General features: G+C 44.4%; 18 protein-coding genes. 4 read left to right on the top strand and 14 right to left on the bottom strand.

What is annotated here, in order from left to right:
• Positions 1–21 precede the first annotated feature (21 nt).
• From EKN16_RS04770 to EKN16_RS04735, 8 genes are all read right to left on the bottom strand, one after another.
• A complete protein-coding gene (locus tag EKN16_RS04770) occupies positions 22–876 on the bottom strand; it encodes a PHP domain-containing protein (RefSeq protein ID WP_375782022.1) in 855 nt (284 codons plus the stop codon).
• Positions 867–1,778 (bottom strand): selenium metabolism-associated LysR family transcriptional regulator, encoded by a 912-nt coding sequence (locus tag EKN16_RS04765; RefSeq protein WP_125654115.1) that lies wholly within the window; start codon positions 1,776–1,778, stop codon positions 867–869. Before EKN16_RS04765 ends, EKN16_RS04770 begins: the two co-directional genes overlap by 10 nt.
• A gap of 122 nt (positions 1,779–1,900) precedes the next feature.
• Positions 1,901–2,338 (bottom strand): hypothetical protein, encoded by a 438-nt coding sequence (locus EKN16_RS04760; protein WP_125654113.1) that lies wholly within the window; start codon positions 2,336–2,338, stop codon positions 1,901–1,903.
• Positions 2,339–2,518: 180 nt separating this feature from the next.
• Complete coding sequence (locus EKN16_RS04755; RefSeq protein ID WP_125654111.1) at positions 2,519–2,782, bottom strand: YlbG family protein; 264 nt, start codon at positions 2,780–2,782, stop codon at positions 2,519–2,521.
• A 23-nt stretch (positions 2,783–2,805) separates the two neighbouring features.
• Positions 2,806–3,423: a YlbF/YmcA family competence regulator gene (locus tag EKN16_RS04750; RefSeq protein ID WP_311545383.1), complete on the bottom strand. Its 618-nt coding sequence runs from the start codon at positions 3,421–3,423 to the stop codon at positions 2,806–2,808.
• Positions 3,424–5,217: a hypothetical protein gene (locus EKN16_RS04745; protein ID WP_125654109.1), complete on the bottom strand. Its 1,794-nt coding sequence runs from the start codon at positions 5,215–5,217 to the stop codon at positions 3,424–3,426.
• The gene (locus tag EKN16_RS04740) at positions 5,214–6,962 is read right to left on the bottom strand and encodes a DNA repair helicase XPB (RefSeq protein ID WP_125654107.1); all 1,749 of its coding nucleotides are present in this window, start codon (positions 6,960–6,962) and stop codon (positions 5,214–5,216) included. Before EKN16_RS04740 ends, EKN16_RS04745 begins: the two co-directional genes overlap by 4 nt.
• Before the next feature lie 139 nt (positions 6,963–7,101).
• On the bottom strand, positions 7,102–8,295 hold the full coding sequence (locus EKN16_RS04735; RefSeq protein ID WP_125654105.1) for an amidohydrolase: 1,194 nt from the start codon (positions 8,293–8,295) through the stop codon (positions 7,102–7,104).
• 247 nt (positions 8,296–8,542) lie between these two features.
• Here EKN16_RS04735 and EKN16_RS04730 point away from each other — a divergent pair, with 247 nt between their 5' ends.
• Positions 8,543–8,887, top strand: a complete 345-nt coding sequence (locus EKN16_RS04730; RefSeq protein WP_125654103.1) for a YugN family protein — start codon at positions 8,543–8,545, stop codon at positions 8,885–8,887.
• A gap of 18 nt (positions 8,888–8,905) precedes the next feature.
• Entirely contained in the window at positions 8,906–10,063 is a 1,158-nt protein-coding gene (gene ftsW, locus EKN16_RS04725) for a putative lipid II flippase FtsW (RefSeq protein WP_125654101.1), read from the top strand.
• Positions 10,064–10,182: 119 nt separating this feature from the next.
• Here ftsW and EKN16_RS04720 read toward each other — a convergent pair whose 3' ends face one another.
• Positions 10,183–10,566, bottom strand: coding sequence for an Asp23/Gls24 family envelope stress response protein (locus EKN16_RS04720; protein WP_125654099.1), 384 nt, complete (start codon positions 10,564–10,566; stop codon positions 10,183–10,185).
• Between the two features lie 177 nt (positions 10,567–10,743).
• Between EKN16_RS04720 and cax the strand changes: the two genes are divergently transcribed.
• On the top strand, positions 10,744–11,805 hold the full coding sequence (gene cax / locus EKN16_RS04715; protein WP_125654097.1) for a calcium/proton exchanger: 1,062 nt from the start codon (positions 10,744–10,746) through the stop codon (positions 11,803–11,805).
• 151 nt (positions 11,806–11,956) lie between these two features.
• Here cax and EKN16_RS04710 read toward each other — a convergent pair whose 3' ends face one another.
• From EKN16_RS04710 to EKN16_RS04690, 5 genes are all read right to left on the bottom strand, one after another.
• On the bottom strand, positions 11,957–12,250 hold the full coding sequence (locus EKN16_RS04710) for an Fpa/YlaN family protein (RefSeq protein ID WP_125654095.1): 294 nt from the start codon (positions 12,248–12,250) through the stop codon (positions 11,957–11,959).
• 138 nt (positions 12,251–12,388) lie between these two features.
• Positions 12,389–12,631, bottom strand: coding sequence for an HPr family phosphocarrier protein (locus EKN16_RS04705; RefSeq protein ID WP_125654093.1), 243 nt, complete (start codon positions 12,629–12,631; stop codon positions 12,389–12,391).
• Positions 12,632–12,706: 75 nt separating this feature from the next.
• Positions 12,707–13,822 carry an aminopeptidase gene (locus tag EKN16_RS04700; RefSeq protein ID WP_125654091.1) on the bottom strand — a complete coding sequence of 372 codons (1,116 nt, stop codon included), beginning with the start codon at positions 13,820–13,822 and terminating at the stop codon, positions 12,707–12,709.
• 70 nt (positions 13,823–13,892) lie between these two features.
• Entirely contained in the window at positions 13,893–14,729 is an 837-nt protein-coding gene (locus EKN16_RS04695; RefSeq protein ID WP_125654089.1) for a hypothetical protein, read from the bottom strand.
• A 67-nt stretch (positions 14,730–14,796) separates the two neighbouring features.
• Positions 14,797–16,728: a sensor domain-containing diguanylate cyclase gene (locus EKN16_RS04690; RefSeq protein WP_125654087.1), complete on the bottom strand. Its 1,932-nt coding sequence runs from the start codon at positions 16,726–16,728 to the stop codon at positions 14,797–14,799.
• A gap of 379 nt (positions 16,729–17,107) precedes the next feature.
• Here EKN16_RS04690 and rpsD point away from each other — a divergent pair, with 379 nt between their 5' ends.
• The gene (gene rpsD, locus EKN16_RS04685; protein WP_125654085.1) at positions 17,108–17,707 is read left to right on the top strand and encodes a 30S ribosomal protein S4; all 600 of its coding nucleotides are present in this window, start codon (positions 17,108–17,110) and stop codon (positions 17,705–17,707) included.
• The last annotated feature ends 395 nt before the right edge of the window (positions 17,708–18,102 follow it).

Genomic DNA, 18,102 nt, shown 5'->3' with positions numbered 1-18,102 from the left:
ACTGCAAGCCGACTTGTCATGTCAAGCGTTCTCCCTCCAAACAGGGTTCAGCTGCTGCAAGACACCGACATCAACCGTTCGATTCCCAATAGGCCCATGGAAGACTGCCCCCTGCCGTTCTCCATGGAAATCTGAACCGCCTGTTACAATAAGGCCATGCTGCTGTGCCAATCGCTCATACTTGGCTTCATCTTCCCTCGTGTGATCCGAATGATAGACCTCAATGCCATCTACACCGTTCTGAATAATGGCTTCAACCAGCGCATCATCCTTATATAGACCTGGATGAGCGATTACACTTGTCCCACCCGCCTCACGAATCCAATCAATCGCTTCAAATGGATGCAGCCGAGGAGGATTCGCATAAGCAGCACCCTCTGTACTTAGAAACTGATCAAAGGCTTCCTGCATACTCGCTACGATTGTTTTGGCAATAAGTACCGAAGCAATATGAGGGCGCCCGATTGTTCCGCCATCCTTCCCTTGCCGCCTAGCTTCTTCTAACACTTCTTCCATCGTAATGGGAATACCAAGCTGTTGAAGTTTCTCGATTATCATTTCATTACGGCGTTCTCGTGTATCAAGCAAGCTCTGAAGTTTCTTGCGCCACTGCTCATTCTTCCAATCGGTATAATAACCCAAAATATGGATGTCCTGTCCATTTGCTACCGTACTTATTTCGACACCCGGTACAACGATGATACCGAATTGAGCTCCAGCTTCCATTGCCTCTGCAATGCCGTCGATCGTGTCATGATCGGTAATTGCGATAGCGGCTAGGCCGGCTTCCTTTGCCATCCGGACATTCTCCCAGGGCTGCTGCACCCCGTCTGAAGCTGTTGTATGGGTATGAAGATCAACACGATTCACATCCACTGCTGTAGGTCTCTCTCTCTAAGAAAGGTAAGGAAGGTCACCGCGGAAATCGGCAGCAGCGCAGATTTCAAGTACATCGAATAAAACTGACGTTTGAATTGGACATCACGAATAGGAATTGTCTGAATAAGTCCTAGGGCGACTTCATGTTTAACAGAAGATTCCGATACGAAGGAAATACCAATACCCGCTTCTACTGCTGATTTGACTGCCCCGGTGCTTCCAAGCTCCATCACGATCTTGAGATCAGCTGGATTAATATGTTTTTTCTTTAACTGCTCTTCCATCACTAGTCGTGTTCCTGAGCCTTGCTCTCGCAATACAAAAGGATACGCTAGGATATCCTCTAGCTCAACTTCCTTTAAACCTGCTAATGGATGCGATTGGCTCACAATTAGTCGCAGCTCATCGCTCATAACAGCTTCCATATGCATATCCGGGTGATTCACAGGTGCCTCGATCAGTCCAAAATTCAATTGATGATTCAAAATTTCTTCCATAATCTGCGCGGTATTCATTACCTTCATGCTAATCGTAATATGAGGGTATTCTTGACCAAAAGGCCCCAGCAAACGCGGTAAGATATATTCGCCGATTGTTAGACTCGCACCAAGCTGAAGCCGTCCCTTCAGCTGCTTGGTGAATTTAGACATTTGAGAATCGGTATCGCGAATAAGGTCGATGCTTCGCTGCGCGAAAGGCATTAAGGCGCTTCCCGCCTCAGTCAATTCAATTCGTTTCGTCGATCTCTGAAGCAGCTTCGTGCCAAAATAATCCTCCAGTGACTGAACCTGCATCGTAACTGCGGGCTGTGTCATGTGGAGTGCTTGAGCAGCAGCTGAGAAGCTTCCTCTCTCTGCGACAGTATAAAATATATGAAGTTGATGAAAATTAAGGGCCATAGGAGCATCCATCCTTTCTCTTTGTTTATTATACAATAAATCCTTGTACAAGGTATCTCCCATAGTGCACAAAAAGCACAGGCATCGTGGCAGCCTGTGCTAAAGTTGCATATCAACAAACATTATTTTCGTTTTCTGCTATTTTTAATTAATGTCATCCTTCTAGAATGTCTTAACCATGAATAATACGACTTTAAGTCACGTAGTTCAATTGTCTCAGACATCCGTCCTAAGAACGTAACGACGATCATTTTGTGAAGCGGATTGCCCATTAAATCTGTTTCTTTGTCGAGCGTTGCAAACTCAGCAACAAAAACAAGATCATCATCGATCAGATATACATCCTGCTCGTTTCGGTAATAAGGCTCGATACGCCCTTGTTTCAAGCATTGCCAAAGGAAATCCGCAATGTCATCAAACCCGGTTTTCTCGCTCTCGACTCGATCAGCCCATCTTACTTTGGCGTGGTTCGTGATGACGATATCCGCAACCTTTTTGTCGCCTAGTACGACATGGAACGACTCATAAGTGCTCCATCTCTCAGTCATCTTGTCTTTCATCGCGATCCACCCCTCCCAGGATGTAGGCCTTATTATCTATATGTACATTTATTTTCATTGTAGCATGCCTGTCCAATATTACAACAAAAAAATAAAGTCACACCATTATTGGTACTTTATGGGATTTGTTGGTAAAAAAATAAGCTCCCGTTCGGATTTACCGATACGGAAGCCTTCAGCTCATAAACTATAAAACCGTGTTTTGTCGGGAACACCCTGTGTATACTCGGTTTTAATTTCATTGCGGTACGAACGCTCTATCTTCTTGACGAAAGGAAGGCGTCCAATGTTACGTACCATTTCTTCAGCACGGTCAGCATTCATATACATTACGACATAATGCATTTTGCGGGACATGTAATGTACCGTTCCATACTTTTCTAATGTCCGGGCCGCTTTAAGATCGCTGACCCACACAATATAACCCATACGCTCCGAAAACATAGTTGCCCCCATCCTTCTCAACCTTATCCGCAACCACCGCTGCTGCAGCTGCATGAACCGCCGCTTCCACAGCTGCCTCCGCCTTTAGGCAGAGGATCATTACCTGGTACTTTTATGGACTCCGATACCGATCCCGCAATTTGCTTCGCAATATCATGCAGCATTTCATCAACAGCTTGTTCAGCCACCTTGAATCGGCTGACACAATCAAGCTCACTTAATTGCTGCTCAATCGCTTGGACATTAGCTTTTGCTTCATTGAAGTCCGGATGAAAGCGTCCGAATCGCTCACAATCAACGAAAATGTCCTTCGCCTTAGCAAACTTTTTCATCAACTGATGAACTTCCGGATCCTGATCGACGACCATTTTCCAATATGCATACTCGGCAACTTCCACCGATTGGTTAACCATATCTCCTATTTCATAGGCATTCAGTATTAGCTGCCCCATATCAAGCGATGAATCGCTTCCGCCTTCATAAGACGGGATCCATACAAGCTCACTAGGGTCTGATATTGGTATCGTTTGCACTTTACCCACCCCTTCATTGACATTAGGCTTCGCCCTATACGTTATCATAACATAAGAAGTGTAGAAAAAGGTAGAGTAGGCTTCGCTAAACCTGACCTCGCGATTCACCTACTCTATGGGAATAACAAGCATCATTTCCTGCCACATGGTGGGCTTTAATCGAAGTTGCTCTGTCCCATTCTCTTCATAGAACTGACCCACGACTGCCCAGTCCACTCCATCTCCTTCTATCCGCTCCGGTACGAATGACTGAACGCTGCCTCTATAGTTTAATTTAACCGCAGTCCGCCAGCTTAAAGCTCTTTCCAAGAGCTCCCTCTTCGTCGAGTGATGATAGGAACGAAGCTGCTTGATCCACATCGTCGGCACTTCATCTAGACCCACAAACAATGATTTATACGAAGGCCACTCTAAGAGCAGATCATATGCATACAAGGAAGGGGGTTCGGGAAAAGGGGACATATTCGTCATGGACTTCCCCTCAGAAGCAAGCTGCACACTTAATTGAATAGGGCCTTCTTCTTCTTGACAGAATTCGGTAGTCTTCAACGACGCAATGGCAATTCGCACCGTATGTGGCAGCTCTTCTCCTGAAGCCTCTTCCAGCCGATTAATTATGCTTTCACACGACAATCCAAGCTTATCCATTCTTAATAAGAGCGCTGAATCAAGCTTATAAACAGTAACCCTATCCGTTAATTTACGTAATGCAATGTTTTCTAATAACCAACGTATCTGACCCGAGCTATCTGGGTAGACGAAGATCTCTCCATCCGGTGTTATACGAATAGATTCCCCCTCTATTAGAGGTAGAATGCTGGAATCTTCAAGCAGCTGTGGGTTAATAAGCCATCTGACAATGGGTTCCCCGCTTATGAGCCGAGCCATTTCTAACCATCCGAAGGCAGACAATAAATTGCACCAATCTTTAATCAAGTTATCATCCGTAATCGCACTATTGCTATCACCTAGAATTTTATGGAGTGAAAGCAGTATATCAGCAATCCGGTACCATTTCATTGGCAAGAGCTGGCACATGACTACAGCGGTATGCGCTGTTTGCGTATTTTGGAAGGCAAAGTGTTGGATAAGGGTATGAAGCAGCTTCGATTCACGCGACAAACTCGGTAAAGATAGCCAATTTTCCCAGCATGCAAGGCGAATCTCTACACTCTCTTGTGATTGCGTTATCCATCCATGAATAAAGAATAATTCGAGGAAAAAAGCAAAAGGAATCGGATAACCCGTATATTTTCCATCTCTAGATAACCTAGATAAATGGAGCCTATCCATCTCTGCTGCTCGCAGGTGAATATGCTTACTGGCTTTCTCAACCGTCCGTTTCGTTAGATAACCTTTACTCGTTAGTTTCATACCTGTGCGCTGCATCTCCGCAAGAGTGTGAATCAGTTGCAAGCCAAGCATCGGTTTATAGACCTCTTCCTCGTCTGGGGAAAACATAATATGACTCACATTCAACTCTTCAATTGGCGGAAGGATATCATCTAGGAAAATAATACGATACCAATTCACAAATGAATCCTGAGGGATAAAATACAGCTTTTCTCCCCATGCCTTGCGAACCGCAAACACAATACCCGCTTCTAAGAGCTTCAACAGCCCTACACGATAATTGACACCAATACTGCCAGGAGGTATTACCACTAAAAGCTGCTCCTCCTTAAAGGGCATTGCACCAAATTCACGAATGATCGTAATCAACGTTAATGCAGCGACCTCTGGTAGCCTAGGCCAGGCTCTATGTATACATAAAGTGGATAATAAACAGTCTGGCCATTGAACATGATCAAGCCCATCAGTCGAATGACCCCATATCGGTGATGCAGCAAATTTATGCACATCCGCTTGAGTAAGTCTATCCGTAATATCGCCAATATTCATTGTGCGCTCTCCCAGTTCATCCTCGTCACGGCTTCATCCTCAACCGTTGGAATATTCAAGCTGCTGTTCCAATCCAGTGGCCACTCGACGATATCATATCGATAGCCCTGTTCCAGTAGAAATAACTGGCGTTTTTGTGCGAATTTAATCTCCTTCGTGCCCTTCGTAACGACCGTGTAGAACCAGGCCTGATTATCCCCCGCTTTGGGTCTCATTATTCGTCCGATACGTTGAGCCTCTTCCTGCCTAGAACCGAAGCTGCCCGATATTTGTATGGCAACCGCAGCATCAGGCAGATCAACTGCGAAATTAGCCACCTTGGAGACAACCAGCACTGGAATTTCACCCGCTTTAAAGGATTGATACAGACTCTCACGTTGTGTGTGAGGCAGTTCTCCAGTAAGCAATGGCGCATGAAGCGCAGCCGCTAACTCATGCAGCTGCTTCAAATACTGACCGATAATTAGGATCGATTTTCCTTTATGCTTATGCAGCAGCTGCTTAACCGCTAAGATTTTGGCAGGATTCTCTCCCGAAATTCGTGCTTTATCCTTCTCTTCCGCGGCTTCATAATATTGGAGTTCCTCCTGTGGAAGAGGAATCCGTATCTCGGCGCATGAGACAGAAGCGATCCAATTGCGGGCTTCAAGCACTTTCCACGGCAGGTCGAACCGTTTAGGACCAATTAGAGAGAACACATCCTCTTCCCTTCCATCTTCCCTGATAAGAGTGGCAGTAAGACCTAGTCTCCTTGTAGCCTGTAAGTCTGCAGTCATCCGGAAGACAGGCGCTGGCAGCAGATGAACCTCATCATAAATAATAAGCCCCCAGTTCCGCTGCTGGAAAAGCTTCATATTGGCGTATTCATCCACTTTTTGACGACGGTTGGTAAGCAGTTGATAAGTAGCTATCGTAATCGGACACACTTGCTTGAAGCTGGCCGCATATTCCCCGATTTCATCCTCAGCTAAGGTTGTTTTGTCCAGCAGCTCTGCTTTCCATTGCTTCACAGACGTTACATTGGAGGTGAGAATAAGCGTATCGCACTTTAACCTTGCAATAGCTGCAAGGCCGACTACTGTTTTACCTGCTCCGCAAGGCAGCACTAGTACACCGCTTCCTCCATCCTCTCTGCCCTCCCGATAAAATAAATCGACAGCGCGCTCCTGATAGTCCCTCAGGGCGAACTCCCTTCCGCTGCGAGCCTGCCCAAGTAGTGAAACAGCTAGCGCTTCCCCATGTCGATAGCCTGCTAGATCAACCACGGGATAGCCAAGCTTTATCAGCTCCTGCTTTAAAAAGCCACGACACTCGCCCTTTACACGTCGGTAACCCTCCGTGCAATCGCCAAGCAACAAGCTGCTTATTTCCAAATGCTCAGTTAACTCCCTCAATAAACCTTCTTCACCATTCAGCAGCAGTTCATCATCACCTGAGCGCTCAAGGGTTAGTTTGCCATAACGGTCTGTTAGTCTTTGAATCGTATGAATGACTTGTAGAGGAAGCTCATTGCAGCTGAACGCATGAAGACTATCAATAATGTCACTTGCCTTTAGCCCCATTGATGCTGCATGCCACAGCGACATGGATGACATCCGGTACGTATGAAGATCTCCGGGTCTCTTCAGTAGTTCTGCAAATCGCATGAGCACTTCTCTAGCTTGTTCTGCATCCGGATGACGAGCATCAAGCAGTACGGTACGATCCGCTTGCACACGGAGCGGGCGTTTCTCGTGTTTGAGCATGTAATCCTCTCCTATTCTTTTTTAATAGTATGAGAATTTGACCTTCCTTTTATGCTCTTTTACTACTTATGTACACAAATAAGCGCGAACCGTAAATCCGGTTCGCGCTTGTAAACTTTAAAACAGGGTTGAAAGCGGCCTACGATCGTTTGTTCTCCGAGGCAAAATCCTCAGCCATTGTAATCATGAGCTTCGCCGAGATCAGCATCGAACGCTCATCTAGATCAAACTTAGGGTGGTGATGCGGATAGACTGCATGACATGCTTCGTTACCGGCTCCAACAAACATGAAGCAGCCAGGCACCTTTTGTAAATAATAAGAGAAATCTTCTCCCGCCATGATTAACGGGGATTGCTGAACAGCAGCATGACCAAACTGATCAGGTGCCACTTTGAAAAAGCGCTCTGCTTCGATAGGATCATTAACAACCGTTGGATATCCATAACGGTAATCAAGTGCAGCCACAGCTCCATATAATTCGGCAGTTTGTTTTACAATGGCATGAAGACGTTCCTTTATGCGTATTCTAGCCTCTTCAGAAAATGTTCGGACCGTCCCAACTAGCTTACAGCGCTCCGCAATAACATTCGCAGTCGAACCTGCGTGAAACGAGCCGATAGATATGACTGCTGGTTCTAAAGGGTTGAGATTACGGCTAATGATCGTTTGCAGCGCTTGTACCATTGCCGAACCAACAATAATGGAGTCAACAGTCTCATGAGGAAGACCGCCATGTCCTCCCTTTCCTTTAATATCTATATAAATCTCATCTGGCGCCGCCATGAATGGACCACCTTTGGATGCCACCATTCCATAGGGTAGCGGCGTCCATAAATGAACGCCATAGATTGCATCCACATCGTTAAGCACACCATTTGCAATCATGCCTACCGCTCCGCCTGGCGTAATCTCTTCTGCAGGCTGGAAAATAAGTCTTCTCTCACCATGAAGCTCTTCTTTAATCGAGCTGTAATAAGAAGCAATTCCCAGCATCGTTGCCGTATGTGCATCATGTCCACATGCATGCATAGCACCCGTAACCGTGGAGGCATATTCGCATTCCTTCTCATCCTGTATAGGCAAAGCGTCAAAGTCAGCGCGTAAAGCAATAGTCGGACCTGGCTTCTCACCTTGAATTCTCACTATTAGTCCGTAGCCACTATCGTCGGTCTCCACTTTACAGCCCATTTCCTGAAGCCTTTGGGTGATCCAGTTAGAGGTTTCTTTCTCCTGAAACGACACTTCTGGGTGCATATGCATATATCTACGCCACTGTACCATATCCGGGAAGATAGTTTGCAACATCGTATCGATCTCGGTCTTCGTATTCATGTTTACAAACCTCCTAAAGGATGATTGCCTGCATCCATTGTATCAGAATGATTGAAGATCCTGAAAGTTGTTTCCTAAAAAGCAGAAAGATTTTCGTAAAAATGTCACTTTTGCCTCAGTCAAACCGATTGAGTAAGGCTTGCGCTGTCAATGGAAAAATACTATCATGAATAAGAAGAAACTGCCCGTGGGGCTATGGTTACGCTTACGATGAATGTTTTCCGTGAAAATTTAAGGAGGATTATCGATGATTATTGAGAATACAGGCCTAAACGGCATGACAAGCGATTTGGCACAGCTAGATGAGTCCTCAGAGAAGCTTGGTTTCGTACGTTGGCAGTGGGAATACTTCCGTGCTACATACGATTTGAAACTGGAAGACCGCATCAACCTTGAAGACTACTACTTGCGTTTTAATGTCCGCGCAATTGAAGGCAAGTTAGAGTCGTCTCACGCCGTACTGCAAGTCGAATCCGTATATATCGGACGAGCTACATTTCCGCACGGACTTGATTATGAGTCCCCGGTTCCTCAGCCGATCTTGAATGCGGCGACGCTGCGTTTACAAGAATTGAAGAAACTACTCGCTTAAAGCAGCGATACGCCTTAGATGAAAACAAAGACGAACGGCCTGCGCGGCAGGCCGGATTTTTTACTTCTCGTCCTTACTCTTCTGCTCGTTGGCTTCGGTCTTGTCATGGTTTTCAGTGCAAGCTCCAATATGGCCGCCATCTCTAAAGAGTTCAACTTCGATCCACTTTACTTTACAAAGCGTCAGCTGATGTTTGCGGTCGTAGGAGTAGTCGCTATGTTTACGATAATGAATATTCCTTATACCGCCTTCAAAAAAGGATTCATCATTTACTTTATCCCGGTGCTTCTCATGCTTATGCTTGTTCCTTTTGTCGGTGAGGTTCGAAATAACGCTCGAAGCTGGTTTGGAATCGGTTCTTTCGGTATACAGCCGACGGAATTTGCGAAGCTTGGTCTTATTCTTTACTTAGGCTCGCTTATTTCCAAGAAAGGCGAGAAGTTTAGAGATTTTAAAAAAGGACTTGTTCCCGTCTTTATTATCATCGCATTTATCTGCGGTCTAATTATGCTTCAGCCCGATCTTGGTGCTTGTATTGTTATAGCGGGATTCTCGTTGATTATTATTGTTGCCGGCGGCGCGAATTTGAAGCAATTATTTCTCTCCGGCATCATTATTGCTGCGACTGTTGCTTCCATGGCAAGTATAGCGATCATGAGAGACCGTGAGTCTTGGGCATACCGCATTAACCGTTTTACCGCCTTCATGGATCCTCTAGGGGATGTACAAGGAACGACCTACCAGTTATCCCGTTCCCTGCAAGCATTGGGTCATGGCGGCTTACTAGGCGCTGGCTTCGGTCACAGCGTACAGAAGCTTAAGTATTTACCTTACGCTTATAGCGACTTCATCTTCGCCATTATCGCCGAAGAGTTTGGTTTTATTGGCAGTATCCTGTTTCTGTTGTTCTTTCTTTGCTTTCTTTTGAGAGGACTCATCATCGCGCTTCGTTGTCCTGACAGCTATGGTACAGTCGTTGGTGTCGGAATTGTTGGTCTTCTTGCAATACAAACGATCGTTAATATTGGCGGGGTAGTTGGTGCGATGCCGCTAACGGGGGTTACACTCCCCTTCATAAGTCATGGCGGGTCATCCTTAATTGTATCACTCGCCAGCATCGGCATCCTTCTCAGTATTTCTCGTGAATCCAACCGGACGGAAAAGCCCCGCAAATAAAATTATCCAACAAAGAAGGGAGCTCATAAGAGCCCCCTTCTTTGTTATGTCTAACCAAACTTACATAAGAAACGATTAAAAATAAAGCCACCCAACGAATGATCAGGCAGCTCGAATTGTTACTTCAACCTTGCTATCTCTTCTGATGAGGTCTCTTCTTCCTTGAAGGCAACACCTTCTACCTTCACATTGACTTCTACTACATGAAGACCCGTCATATTTTCCAAAGCTTCACGAACATTTTCTTGGAGTTGACGGCATACTTCTTGTATTGGAATGCCATACTGCACAATAATACGCAAATCAACAGCTGCTTCTAGCTGTCCGACTTCGACAGAAACGCCCTTTTGCGCATTCTTTCCGCTTAGCCGTTTAGCAAGTCCTTCTGATATACCACCCGACATAGCTGCTATTCCAGGAGTTTCAAGGGCAGCTAGTCCTGCTATTGTTGCAACTACGTCGTCTGAGATACGAATTATTCCGGTTTGAAGCTCTTCTGTCATGCCACTCACTCCCCGTTCACCTTATGTTTCCATTGTAATAGAAGCGCACTCCCGAATCAAGACTGTGCTTGATCCGATTCATTCGTTTACTTCGGCATTTTTTTCCGCTATAGTGATTACTGATTTATATAATGGATTAATTATAAACTAACCCTACAAAAAAGGAGTGTCCTGAGTTTGAACCAAAAAATATTCTTCACTGCGTTAATCTTACTTTTCGTGCTGAGTGGAATTAGTCACTACGCTCATTTTGGTACAATAGCTGAATTCGTCATCTCAGCGATAGCCATACTTTTTGTCGCTGGATTTCTAGGTAAAGCAACTGAAAGTGTTGCTCATTACGCCGGGCAGCGTCTTGGCGGCTTTCTGAATGCGACATTTGGTAATGCGGCTGAATTGATTATTGCGATCTTCCTCGTTCGGGCAGGCCTATTCGATATGGTTAAAGCGAGTATCACAGGCTCCATTATCGGAAACTTGCTTCTAGTTCTGGGTTTTAGCGTATTTCTTGGCGGGTTGAAATTCAAGGAACAGCGATTCAACGTACAGCTCGCTAGCCACAACTCTTCCTTGATGATCTTATCTGTCATTGCACTCGCTATTCCAGCAATCTTTATTTCCACCCAGCATTTTTCAGTGGCCCAAAGCAAGATGCTCAGTATAACGATAGCTATAATCTTAATCATCGCTTACATACTTTGGCTTATTTTCTCCATGGTAACCCATAAGGATGTTCTATCTGAAGTCGAGGAAACGACGCCTGACCATGGTGAAGAACCTGCCTGGTCCAAAGGAATATCTGTGTTGTTCCTGCTCCTAGCAACGATTATGACAGCGTTCGTAAGTGAATGGCTTGTTGGTACCCTACACAGCTTCACAGCCGAATTTGGCCTCTCTGAGGTGTTTGTAGGGGCATTCCTAATTGCTATCGTCGGCAACGCGGCTGAACATAGTGCTGCCGTAATGCTAGCCATGAAGAATAAGATCGGTGCAGCTGTAGAAATAGCGATCGGAAGCAGCCTGCAAATTGCCTTGTTCGTTGCACCAGTACTGATTATTGTGAGCACTTTTTTCGGTCCGACTATGGACATCGTCTTCAGTCCCATTGAGCTCACAGCCATTGCTGTATCCGTCTTTATAGCCAAGTCCATCTCCTCAGATGGTAGAACGAACTGGTACGAAGGTGCATTACTTATTATTGTCTACATCATACTTGGCTTCTCCTTTTACCTTATCTAAATTTCAACTTTATCTATCAGCAAAATGGGGCTGTCCCAAAAGGGAAACCAGAGTGAGACAATCCCATAATATGTGCAAAAGAACCTTCAAAGCCACTATGAAAGTGGATCTGAAGGTTCTTTTTTACCCGAATATTACGTGAAGTTAGTTCTTACATGCCATTGTTCATTTCTAGAGCTTCATACAGCGTAGCTAAATTTCGTTCCAGCTTATTAATTATATCTTTGCCGGTCGCCTCTGCCACAAGTCCTGCCCGAATTGCAAAATCGATTTCTCTGGAAAAACCGTATATTTGCGTGTCCAACACTTCTTCATAGAGTGGACATTTTCTCGTCGCCAAATTTTCCATTTGTACTTCGATCAGCTTTTCGATTTTGAAGGCATCTTCTTGAAGGAGATTAAGCGCTTTTTGATGCAGATGAATGAGAACATCGGATGAAGACATCGTACTCCCCCTTGTGCGCTTAGCTATTCGTCTTCTATATCCTTTATATTAGACGAAAACAACGGATTGTACAAGGTCAAAACAACAAAGCGCTCCGCTGATTTACACAGCGAAGCGCTTTGACTCTAAACCATTGAATTATTCAGCTACTACTTTGATATCGAGATTATGTTTCTCGAACACTTCTGCCATTGCTACTTTAGCCTCATCAGCATCAGGTCCATGAACATGCAGCTCGTAGGAAAGTCCGCCGACTAAAGTTGTAAATAATCCGAGAATACTTTTGACGTCGATATATTTATTCTCGGCTTGAAGAACGATTGACGACCGAAATTTGTTGGCCGTTTGGGAAATATCAATAATTGCCGTGTTATTAGACATGGGAATCCCTCCAGTAATTACTTTGACTAACTGCCTACATCATAACCCGATTCTCACCGCTATTCAAGAGGCTATTTACAGCAAATTTTCCGGATTTAGCGCTTCTAGCTCCGGAATGACGAATATTCCGTCTTTACGGATCAAACGATCATCAAAATAGATCTCTCCACCGCCATGTTCAGGACGCTGTATAAGGACAAGATCCCAGTGGACAGCTGAACGATTGCCGTTATCCGTCTCTTCATAAGCCTGACCCGGTGTGAAATGCAGACTGCCTGCGATCTTCTCATCAAATAAGATATCTTTCAATGGATTCAATATATATGGATTAAAACCGATTGCGAATTCACCAACATATCGTGAGCCCTCATCCATATCGAGAATTTCGTTCAACTTCTTCGTATCATTGCTAGTTGCTTCAACGATCTTACCATCCATGAAGGTGAATGAAATGTTCTCGAACGTAACGCCCGAATAGACGGAAGGCGTATTATACGTAATCGTTCCTTGGACGGAGTCACGGACAGGTGCGCTAAATACTTCACCATCCGGGATGTTGCGATGACCGGAGCATTTTTTAGCTCCAATATTTTTAATGGAGAATGTTAAATCTGTTCCTGGAGCTACAATTCGAACCCGATCTGTCTTCGACATCAGCTGCTCCAAAGGATCCATTGCTTTATCCATCTTGGCATAATCCAAATTGCAAACATTAAAGTAGAAGTCTTCAAACGCTTCTGTACTCATATTGGCAGCTTGGGCCATCGAGGCATTCGGATAACGTAGTACGACCCATTTGGTACGTTTCACGCGCTCTTCGGAATGTATTGGATGACGGTACAGTTGCTCATATAAACGCATATTTTCGCTCGGTACGTCTGCAAGCTCATTTACATTCTCTCCAGCACGGATAGCAATATAGCCGTCCATGGCTTCCATTCGTTTCAGATCAAAGGAAGCCCATAGCTCCATTTGTTCCTTGGTTGCATGCTGCAGCATTTTACGAAGTACGGAACGGTCGCTTGTCTCAACAAAGGGACGACCTCCGCGTTTGGCAACTTCTTCAATTAAACATTTTACTAATTCGCGTTCCGAACCAGTCATATCGATTAGAACGTTTTCTCCAGGTTGAACATCAATGGAATAACGAACCAAATTGCTCGCTAAAATTTGTAAACGTTGATCACGCATCTTATTATTTCCTCCTGAATTCATGGCTTCCTTTTAATCCTAACACTTTTTCACCACGGTTGCACGTCACCTAACTACCGCTTTTACCAGTCAAAAGAAAGGTCATATCCGTTGTTTTCGTCTCTTTTTGCTGCTCACCATCAGCTGTCTTATAGTGCAGAATTGACAGCTCCTTCAGGCGTAGAGGAGTCAAATGTCTACGGTCTAAAGTTAGCTTGTATGTGGTCTGTACGTGGAGTGTTGACACCATCCGATCAAACTCAGCTTGCGAATGCAATAGCTCTGTCTTCCATTCTTGTTCAAGAGCTGCCTGCGATTGTAAACTTCTCGCTTTCATGGCATGCCCTTTGGAAGCAGTCGGAACTCTCTTCGCTATTTCAGCAAACTCGCTTCTTAAGTTATTAGCCCAAATACGGGTGGATGACTTTTCGTTTGAAGTAATAGAGAGAACAGAGGTCCATTGTCCCGATTGATCCTTTAGAAGCTCGGTCTTGTGGGCAGTTTCTTGGACTTGCTTGAGAAGCTTAAGAGGGCTTCCTATAGCAGCCGAATTACTCTGCTCGTTAGATTTCACTTTAACTTGCCCATGCTCTCTAACGGTACCGTGGAAGGAGGCTGAATTCAATTTCACTCGGTCACCAAGCGTGATATCTGTTTTACCAGAAAAACTGTAGTGGTCAATGCCAGACAAACCTGCCACGGTTAAAGACAATAACTCTTCAGGTGATTTATGATTAACAGGTGAAGCGCACCCTGTTTCCAGAACTATCACACCCCAAAATATAAGAATAAGCAGCTTTCGAATATTTGTAGCCATACCGACTACCTCCCACATAGCGATTTTCATTTCTATGTAGCGTCTGCCTACTTCCTTGACTTTATCCAACCAACCTACTTTCTTCCGCACAAAAAAAGCAGGCCGCCTATAAGCTACCTGCTCAGAATGTCTCTTGTATCTGCTAAAACCAGAAGTTCTAACCGAGAAAAATACGATTACGTCCATTGTTCTTGGCTTCGTATAACGCCATGTCAGCTCGATAGAATAACGATTCGACACTAACCTTCTCATCCTCAAACATCCATTCGGAGATACCGCAGGAAACCGTCACAGTGGGGTCCGTGTTTTTCTCGACCTGACTACGGATTCGTTCAGCAATACGATAGGCTTGCTCGGCCCGAATTTGAGGTAAATAGACAGCCAGCTCTTCCCCACCCCACCTTGCTGCAATATCACTATCACGAATACAGCTTCGGATTACATCACTAACACTTATCAGAATACGATCACCGATTTGATGACCATACGTATCATTAACCTTTTTGAAATGGTCGATATCTACAAGCACAAGAGAGCCACAGGGATCCTTACGCTGACGCGAGGAAATTTGCTCATTCAAATAATGTCGTGCGTGCAGACCCGTCAAATTATCCGTAATTACCATCCGCCGAACCTCAGCATGGAGCGAAGCATTCGTGATTGCAAGTCCAATATGCGTAGATAATACCTGAAGCAGCTTGTAATTATCATAGGAGAAATAATTCGGGTTTTGATGCAAGACCATAATAACCCCTACAACCTCGGTATTCGCCATAATCGGAGTCGCAATTAAGGAACGTGATTTGGTTTCGTCCATTAACTGAGAGTCAACAACTCGTGTCCCCCAATAATCAGAAATAATCAGTGGTTCTTTTGTCTCATAAACGATTCCACAAAACCCGTATTGTGTTGAATAACTTTCGTTCACAGCACTGGGTACGTTGCTTGACATCACTTGCAAACCGGTAGCTTCCTTATTCAACTGGAGCAGTATACAGAAATCAGCTTTAAAAATATTAAGCAGCTCCGTCATAGCAAACTGAAATATTTCATTCAAACGCAGAGATTGGTTCAAGCGCTTCGTCAGCTCATTAATAAGCTGAAGCTCCCCAATGAGCAGATTGGATTGCTCGAATAGCTTCGCATTCTCAAATGCTGATCCAGCGGTATCAGATAGCATAATGAGCGCTCTCATATCTGAATCATCCCAACGTGCGGTACTCATTGTAATGCTTAGAACCCCATAGACGGCTTGCTTGCCACTCATGGGGATAGCTAATTCTATAAGACCTTGACTTACCTGTTCAACAATCGGCTTCGCATCCAGAAAAGCCTTAGCATACGTATCAGTAGCTGAATGCCTTATAAGCAGTGGCTTTACTCTAGGATCCCCATTAACATGATCCTGAGAAAGATATAATTCAACAGTCGCATGCGGGTATAAATGCTCCAAATCCATTAGCAATACATTAAGAACCGAAGAAACATCATTCTGGTCATGCAGCCGTTTAGCAACCTGGATAAGCGTATCACGACGAAGTGCTTCTTTATCGCTTAACTGCTGTTGGGCAATCAAATTATTTACGTAAATCATTTCGAATAAGTGATAAAAGATGCTGCGCAAATGAAGAGAACCTGCTTCCAAGAGCACTGAAGCTCCTTCGACCACTTCGTTTCTTGATATCCAAATCAAGACCGCCAGTGACTGGCTGTCAGACCGTTTCATGATGGGTATAGCAATTATATGATTATCTTTAAGCAGCTTGTCAGACATACTAGCATCTTTAGCGAGCTTTTCTAGTTCAACCAGTTCTACACTTTCACTGTCCATAGATTCTAGCTGTCCTTTAACTGCGACTATACGCCCTTCTGGATTGCAAAATGCGAAGCTTCCATCTTTGAAAGGAGAGCTCATTGTATCTCTCAGCCATTGTTCAAAGCTTCTAATAAGCAAGCTGTTTAATTGAGGGTCATTCAGTTCATTGATATCTTCATATGTAAACCAAATGGGGGATTGCTGCGTTGTCTGCTGATTGTCAGATAACTTGTCAGATATCGTCGAATAATCTGTACGGATCGAATTGTTCATCAGGCAGCACCACCTCAATTCCTATGCGAAAAATGCAAGATTTGTTTGAAATTATACTCTTTACTATCATACTTCAATTATAAAAAATATGCACTACTAATGGCATGATCGAATAGGACTTTTGGTTCAATTTGCATTATTCACCCAATTATTAGCAAGTCATTTCAATATTTACTTGACATTGCTTGTTGAGTTTATATAATATGTATAGTTGAATACATGGGATCGGTTTTGTGTCACCCTCTATGGAGGATGTCGCTGACAGGACTGCGGCTGAACATTCCTGTCATGGCTTGGTAGTTAGTGGATCAAGCACAGACAACACTCGGCGAAACACCCATTTTCAAACATCCCATTTGAAGAAGGAGTTTTACGACACATGTCAAGATATACAGGCCCTAAGTTTAAATTAAGTCGTCGTCTTGGAATTTCCCTAAGCGGTACAGGTAAAGAATTGAAACGCGCATTCCCGCCAGGCCAACATGGTCCAGGTCAACGCAAAAAAATGAGCGGTTATGGTATTCAATTGCAAGAAAAACAAAAACTTCGTCATATGTACGGTATGAACGAAAAACAATTCCGCAACCTCTTCGACAAAGCGTCGAAACAAAAAGGTATTGCCGGTGAAAACTTCATGGTCCTTTTGGAAAGCCGTCTAGACAACCTCGTTTACCGTCTTGGCTTTGCTAATTCCCGTGCAGGCTCCCGTCAATTGGTATCTCACGGTCATGTTACCGTTAACGGTAAAAAAGTGGATATCGCTTCCTACACAGTTTCGCTTGGTGACGTTATCGGTTTGCGTGAACGCAGCCGTACTATGAAATCAATCAAAGAAGCTGTTGAAGGTCGCAACTACCTTCCTAACTACCTTGAATACAACGATGCTGCTCTTGAAGGCAAATATGTTCGTTACCCAGATCGTGGCGAGCTTCCTCAAGAAATCGACGAGAAACAAATCGTTGAGTTTTACAGCCGTTAATCAACTAGAGCCATCCAAAGTTATCTTTGGACGGCTCTTTTTTTATTTGTTATAAAGCCCTGTGCATAAACGCCCGCTGCGCGGAGGGATCATTCTTACGATCGCTGTTGTCTCCCGATTTCTTTGATTCTATCCCCTTAGGGGTAGAAATCCGGAGACAAAGGCGAACGCTGACGCTTCTACAGAACGATTCCCTCCACTCCGCTATGGTATTCCCAATAACACGAGGCCTAATTTATTCTTAACAAGAAGAAACGGCTAACGCCATCCTTGGCGGCGAAGCGAGTTTCTTCCCTCTGAAATATAAGCAAAGTATAGAGGAAACTTATACTTTCATATATTTTAAAGAAAAGCCCGTTTCACGGTTAGACCGTAAAACGAGCTTTGAAGGTGAC

Origin of the sequence: Paenibacillus baekrokdamisoli (genome assembly GCF_003945345.1) — a bacterium.
In the GTDB taxonomy this organism is placed as follows: Bacteria; Bacillota; Bacilli; order Paenibacillales; family Paenibacillaceae; genus Paenibacillus_Z; species Paenibacillus_Z baekrokdamisoli.
This window is presented reverse-complemented; position numbering and strand designations above follow the sequence as displayed.